Genomic DNA, 4,828 nt, shown 5'->3' on the forward strand with positions numbered 1-4,828 from the left:
CAGCTCCGACGTCCGCGCCGCTGAGCTTGCGCCCTGGATGCAGCACTACAACTTCCATCGCCCTCACTCCGCCACCGGCCACAAACCTCCCGCCTCACGGCTGGGGTTTGAGGTGAACAACGTCCTGAGAAACTACACCTAGCGGGCCGCCGAATCTGTGCATTCCTTCGCGTCTGCCCCCCCACTCAGCCAAGCTACATTTGCAGCTGCCGAGTCCTCAGACCCGCCGCTTGACCATGACCGCCTCCCATCCCGCAGCCCTGCTCGATCTCGAAGCGATCCGTCGCCTGCGGGAGCTTGACCCGAGTGGCGGAACCAAGCTGCTGGAGCGCGTCGTGAACGCCTTCTCCAACTCACTGGACCGTTTGCTTCCCGACCTTGCCCGTGCCCGCGAAGGCGCCACGCCTGACCTCGCTGTCGTGCGGCATGTCAGCCACACGCTGAAGTCGTCATCGGCCAGCCTCGGCGCCATGGCACTGTCCGCGCGCTGCGCGGAGATCGAAACCATGGTGCGCGACGGCCAGGTGCAGGGTCTGTCGGAGCAGTTGGACGCTATGCTCCAAGACATCCAACAGGTACGCGCGGCCCTGGCCGCGCTACTTTAAGTAGCGCCTCATGCTGCCACCCGGTCAAGCCCTTGACGATCTGCCGCCGCGTCCGCGTGTGCTGCTGGTGGACGATGACGAGGTCAATCTGCTGTTGACCGCCGCGGCCCTGCGCGAGCGCGGCTTCGAAGTCACCGAGGCCGCCAGCGGCAGCGAGGCCCTGGGCCTGCTGTCTGCCCGCACGCCCGATGTCGTCGTGCTGGACGCGCTGATGCCCGAGCTAGACGGCTTCGAGACCTGTTCGCTGCTGCGCGCCACGCCGGGCTTTGAATCCCTGCCGGTGCTGATGCTGACCGGCCTGGACGACGAGGCTTCCATCAACCGCGCCTACCAGGCCGGCGCGACCGACTTCTTCGTCAAGTCGCCGCAATGGAGCCTGCTGGACGGCCGGCTGCGTTATTTGCTGCGCAGCTCGCGCACGCGCATCGAGCTGGAGCGCAGCAAGGCCAAGCTGGCGCGCGCCCAGGACCTGGCCCGCATGGGCAGCTTCGAGTGGTGGCGCGACACGACGGCCAGCTTTGCGATTTCCGCAGAAGGACTGCGCGTGTTTGGCCGCGGCCCCCAGGACCGGCTGGACTTCATCGGCGTCATGCGCATGGTGCCGGCCGACGACCGCCATGTCTTCCTGCGCCTGCTGCGCGACGTGGTCGCCCACACCTCGGTGCTGGTCACCGACCTGCCGCTGACGCTGCCGGATGGCCGCCAGCGCGTCGTGCACATCGAGGCCGAGCCTGAATTCAACGAGCAGGGTGGCGTCAGCGGCTACACCGGCATCCTGAAGGACGTGACGGATCGCCGCCAGGCCGAGGACCGCATTCGCCAGCTGGCCCATTTCGACGCGCTGACCGGACTGCCGAACCGCCGCCAGCTGATCTACCGCGTCGAGCGCGCCATCGAAAGCGCGCGCCGCGGCGGCCATGAGGTCGGCCTGCTGCTGATCGACCTGGACCGCTTCAAGGTCATCAACGACACGCTCGGCCATGCGGCCGGCGATGAACTGCTCATCGAGGTCGGCCGCCGCCTGCGCAGCTGCGTGCGCCACTCCGACCAGATCCTGGAAGGCGTGCTCGATGGCATGGGCAACCGCAGCCACCGCGGCCTGGAGGCCGTCGGCCGGCTCGGCGGCGACGAGTTCGTCGCCCTGCTGCCCGAGGTGACCGACGAGCGCGACGCCGAGCGCGTCGCCCAGCGCGTGCTGGACGCCCTGCGCGAACCGATCTTCGTCGGCGGCCAGGAATGCTTCGTCACCGCCAGCGTCGGCATCGCCATCTACCCGCGCGACGGCCAGACCATGGCCGACCTGCTGCGCAACTCCGACGTGGCGATGTACGCCGTCAAGAGCCAGGGCCGCAACGCGTCTGCCATCTACTCGCCGCAACTGGCCGGCCATGGCAAGCAGAAGCTGGAGCTGGAGAGCGCGCTGCACAAGGCGCTGGAGCGCAACGAGATCGTGCTGCACTACCAGCCCAAGATCGACGTGCGCGCCGCCCGCATGGTCGGCGCCGAGGCCCTGATGCGCTGGCAGCGCGGCAATGTGCTGGTGCCACCCGCCGACTTCATCCCGCTGGCCGAGGAAACCGGTCTCATCGTGCCGCTGTCCGAATGGGCGCTGAAGGAAGCCGCGCGCCAGGCCAAGCTCTGGCAGCTGCAGTTCGGCTTCAGCGACTCGATCGCGGTCAACCTGCCCAGCCGGCTGTTCGAGCGCACCGATCTCGTCGAGCACATCCACCAATGCGTCAGCGCCTACGGCGTGCCGCACCGGTCCATCCAGCTCGAAATCACCGAGAACAACCTGATGAAGGACCTGCAGAACGTCATTCCGTCTCTGCATCGGCTCAACGAAGTCGGCGTCGAAATTTCCATTGACGACTTCGGCACCGGCTATTCGTCGCTGGCCTACCTGACCACGCTGCCGATCTCGGAAGTGAAGGTCGATCGCACCTTCGTGCGCGACCTCGGCATCACGCCGCAGAGCTCGGCCGTCGTCACCGCCATCATCGCGCTGGCCCGCGCCCTGGGCCTGCGCGTCGTCGCCGAGGGCGTCGAGACGTTGCGCCAGATGGAGGTGCTGCACCGCCTGGGCTGCTCGCTGATGCAGGGCTTTTTGTTCAGCAAGGCGCTGCCGGCCGACGAGCTGGAGCGCTGGATCGCGCAGACCGTGCTGCCGCGCAAGGCGCCCTGGATCACGCCGGCCGACGGCAGCACTGATGTGGCATCGCGCGGGCAACGTTAAAAGATGAAACCCCTCGTCCAAGGAGTACCTTGGCCGGTCCCCCGGGGGGACGGCGATGCTTGCCGGATTGACCGGCAAGCACATCGCCAAAGCGGGCCGGCTTGGGTGCGGCCCGGCGCTCTGCCCGCAAGTTTCTGGTGCGGCGTGCTCGGCAAGAGGGACAACTGATATGCGTTCCCCACTGCCGCCGGCCCAGCTGGCCAAGGCCGCGCTGCAGCGCCTCGCGCAGGCCCGGCTGGAGCCAACCCCCGAGAACTACGCGCGCGCCTACGCCATCGAGGGCGGCGGCGAACCCGCAGCCGCCGCCAATGGCGCCGTCCCGGAGCGCCTGCAGCAGCTGATGTCCAAGCTGATCGCCCTGGCCCTGCCCTCCGGCACGGCGCGCCAGGATCTGCAGACCGCGCTGCGCGACCAGAAGCTCGACGAACTGCAGCGCCAGATCGACAAGTTGCTCGACGTGGCCGGCCCCGCGGCGCAGGCCGAGGCCCTGGCCCAGGCCATCGAGCGCCTCGTGCGCGGCTTGGAGCGGGGTGGCAAGCACTGGACGCTGGCGCGCCGGAAGGACGGCATCCAGCGCGTGCTGGAGCTCGGCCGCAGCGACAGCGGCAAGCTCGTCAAGCGCCTGGGCCAGCTCGTGGCAAGCTGGGACAAGGACGGCGACGGCAGCGGCGTGGAGACCGACGAGGAAGGCGGCACGCCAAGCCAGTTCTTCTCAGAGAGCACCTTCGCCGAGACGGGGTTCCGGGACAGCAGCGGATTTGGAGATCTCGGCCGCACCGGCCTGCACGATGCGCCGACGCCGGTTGACGCCAGCCCGCACTGGGCCGACATCAGCGGCGAACTCAATGCCACCGTGTGCCACTCGCTGCGCTCGCCGCAAACCGAGGCCACGCCGGCCGACGCGTTGATGCGCGAACTCGAAGCCGCGCAGGCCGAGCTCAGGAGCGGCGGCGCCAACGCCGAGCGCGCCACCCAGATGACCGCGCTGTGCCTGCGCGCCCGCCATCTGCTGGACCACCGCCGCCATCTGTTCGACGAGCTCGGTGGCCTCTGCCGCGAGCTGAGCGCCAGCCTGGTCGACCTGGCCGAGGACGATTCCTGGGCACGCGGCCAGGCCGAAGCGATGAACAACGCGCTGTCGCAAGGGCTGTCGGGGCGCGGCGTGCGCACCGTCTCCGAGCTGCTGACCGGCACGCGCGAGCGCCAGCGTGCGCTGCGCGATGAGCGGTCGCGGGCGCGCGACTCGCTGAAGGGCCTGATCCAGCGAATGCTGGCCGAACTGGGCGAGCTGGGCCAGCACACCGACCGGTTCCAGACCAGCGTGGGCCGCTACGCCGAAGCCATCGAGCAGGCCGACTCGCTGGAAAGCCTGGCCGGCACCGTGCGCGAGATGGTCGAGGAAAGTCGCAGCGTACAGGGCCTGGTGGCGCAGACGCAGGCACGGTTGACGCTTGAGCATGACCGCGCCGCCGCCTTGACCCAGCGTGTGGACGAACTGGAGGGCGAGCTGCGCCGCCTGTCCAACGAGGTCCATACCGACCAACTCACACAGGTGGCCAACCGCCGCGGCCTCATCCAGGCCTTCGGCATCGAGCAGGCCAAGGCCGAGCGTGAGGCCAGCCCTGACCCCAGGCTGGCACTGGCGCTGCTGGACATCGACAACTTCAAGAAGCTCAACGACAGCCTGGGCCACCATGCCGGTGACATCGCGTTGAAGTCGCTGGCCGAGCGCACCCAGGCCTCGCTGCGGCCGGGCGACCTGGTGGCGCGCTATGGCGGCGAGGAGTTCGTGCTGATGCTGCCCGACACGCCACTGGACGAAGCCCAGGCCGTGCTGCTGCGCCTGCAGCGCTCGCTGTCGGCGGCGCTGTTCAAGCACGAGGGCAAGGACGTCTTCGTGACTTTCTCGGCCGGCGTCACGCTCTAGAGGCCCGGCGAGACGCTGGTGGCGGCGCTGGACGGCAGCCGCGGGGGGGGCGTGGCGGGGGGG

The 4,828-nt window shown here is 69.0% G+C and carries 4 protein-coding genes; all 4 read left to right on the forward strand.

Going from position 1 to position 4,828, the window contains the following annotated elements; genetic code table 11:
- Positions 1-142, forward strand: a 142-nt coding sequence (locus tag ACT6S0_RS26495) for an integrase core domain-containing protein (protein WP_444763954.1), incomplete at its 5' end; no start/stop codon positions are given.
- Positions 143-236: 94 nt separating this feature from the next.
- On the forward strand, positions 237-605 hold the full coding sequence (locus tag ACT6S0_RS26500; RefSeq protein WP_444766723.1) for an Hpt domain-containing protein: 369 nt from the start codon (positions 237-239) through the stop codon (positions 603-605).
- Between the two features lie 10 nt (positions 606-615).
- The gene (locus ACT6S0_RS26505; protein ID WP_444766721.1) at positions 616-2,838 is read left to right on the forward strand and encodes a putative bifunctional diguanylate cyclase/phosphodiesterase; all 2,223 of its coding nucleotides are present in this window, start codon (positions 616-618) and stop codon (positions 2,836-2,838) included.
- 169 nt (positions 2,839-3,007) lie between these two features.
- Complete coding sequence (locus tag ACT6S0_RS26510) at positions 3,008-4,765, forward strand: GGDEF domain-containing protein (protein WP_444766722.1); 1,758 nt, start codon at positions 3,008-3,010, stop codon at positions 4,763-4,765.
- The last annotated feature ends 63 nt before the right edge of the window (positions 4,766-4,828 follow it).

The sequence above is a fragment of the Roseateles sp. genome (assembly GCF_052436255.1).
Classification (GTDB): domain Bacteria; phylum Pseudomonadota; class Gammaproteobacteria; order Burkholderiales; family Burkholderiaceae_C; genus Pelomonas.

Excerpts from the sequence above, each read along its gene's own strand:
- ACT6S0_RS26500 (WP_444766723.1), top strand. The coding sequence starts at position 237 with ATGACCGCCTCCCATCCCGCAGCCCTGCTCGATCTCGAAGCGATCCGT.
- ACT6S0_RS26505 (WP_444766721.1), top strand. The coding sequence starts at position 616 with ATGCTGCCACCCGGTCAAGCCCTTGACGATCTGCCGCCGCGTCCGCGT.
- ACT6S0_RS26510 (WP_444766722.1), top strand. The coding sequence starts at position 3,008 with ATGCGTTCCCCACTGCCGCCGGCCCAGCTGGCCAAGGCCGCGCTGCAG.